Genomic DNA, 1,253 nt, shown 5'->3' with positions numbered 1-1,253 from the left:
ACCGGCGTGAGACATCAGCAGGAACGCTCTGCCTAACTCGCCGGCCGGAAATTCGGGTCGAGTTTTTCAACACCATCCGGAGAAAGTTGCCGTTTGCTCCGCCAAGCTCAATGGCTGCTTCGCGAATTCATCATCTTTCATTGATGGCCTGTTCGGCTAGCTGAAAATGACTTCGGGCGCAATAACCTGACTGATCAGGCCACCAGTATTCACAGCACTATAGATGGATCTAGGTGGGCGGGCGGCTCCATCCACACTTCGGCACACCCAGTTCCTTGCTTCTATTGATTTCAATGATTGAGACAGCGCCCGGTCTGTAACAGTCGGCAGGTGTCGCTTGATGTCCATGAAATAACTTGGCTTGTGAAGCGACGTCAGAACCGGCAAAGTCCATGATCGGCGCAGCAAGGGCCAATCCTCCTCGTTAGAAATATCGTGAATTTTACCAGCGATGGCCGCGACCGTCCTCCCCAGCTTTGTAAGCTGGAATTCCGGGCGCAGCGAATGACCGTAACCGGGGTTTCGTTCGAGCAAGCCCAGTTCGATCAAATGATCCATGCTTTGCGTGAAGGCTGTCCTGCTCGCGCCCGTCGCAGCCAAGAGCGGCGCTTGCCTACCGGCGACACCTGAATGCAGGCTCGATAAAATGGGCATTGCCCAGGCCCTTGAAGTGACGTTGACAAATAGCTTTATGTCCATAAAGTATAGTTAGTATATTTTTAATATTAAGGAAAGCCCATGTCACTTGTTTCCGTCGATCAGACCATCACCATCGCCATGTCGGTCAAAGACCGCCACGCAAGCGCAAAATGGTACGAAACCATGCTGGGGTTCGAGCTGCTCTTTCATGCCGATGACGCGGGTTGGTCCGAGCTTCGGACGAACACGTCCGGTGTCGTGATTGGCCTTGGCGAGCACACCAAGCCAACACCCGGCAACTGCGTGCCAGTCTTTGGGATCGTTGAGCTGGATTCGGCCCGGCAGAAGCTGGAGCAGGCCAAAGTCAAATTTGATGGCGAGACGGATGTCGTCGAGGGCATGGTCAAGACCGCGACTTTCTACGACCCGGACGGCAATGCATTGATGCTCGCGCAGGATTTGACCGGAGGAAATGGGTAACACACGAAATATGTATGGCCTCTGAGGGGTGTCGGCTTCTGGCAGGCTTGGCTTTAGCAGGCCGCTGAAAAACTCCTGCTGTAAGGAACGTTTTCCCTTGAGCTGGCGTTCGATGCAGCTCGGTTCGCGAGGAG

2 protein-coding genes are annotated in these 1,253 nt (G+C 54.3%); one reads left to right on the top strand and one right to left on the bottom strand.

Annotation, left to right across the window (positions count from 1 at the left end):
* Nucleotides 1–156: 156 nt before the first annotated feature.
* Nucleotides 157–699, bottom strand: coding sequence for a winged helix-turn-helix transcriptional regulator (locus Q4543_RS24365; protein WP_303442737.1), 543 nt, complete (start codon nt 697–699; stop codon nt 157–159).
* Nucleotides 700–738: 39 nt separating this feature from the next.
* Between Q4543_RS24365 and Q4543_RS24360 the strand changes: the two genes are divergently transcribed.
* Nucleotides 739–1,119, top strand: coding sequence for a VOC family protein (locus tag Q4543_RS24360; RefSeq protein WP_303442736.1), 381 nt, complete (start codon nt 739–741; stop codon nt 1,117–1,119).
* Nucleotides 1,120–1,253 lie beyond the last annotated feature (134 nt).

The organism is Salipiger sp. 1_MG-2023, assembly GCF_030547555.1.
Taxonomy (GTDB): domain Bacteria; phylum Pseudomonadota; class Alphaproteobacteria; order Rhodobacterales; family Rhodobacteraceae; genus Salipiger.
Note: the sequence above shows the minus strand (reverse complement) of the source record. Positions and strands in the feature narration are given on the sequence as shown.

Excerpts from the sequence above, each read along its gene's own strand:
- Q4543_RS24365 (WP_303442737.1), bottom strand. The coding sequence starts at position 699 with ATGGACATAAAGCTATTTGTCAACGTCACTTCAAGGGCCTGGGCAATG.
- Q4543_RS24360 (WP_303442736.1), top strand. The coding sequence starts at position 739 with ATGTCACTTGTTTCCGTCGATCAGACCATCACCATCGCCATGTCGGTC.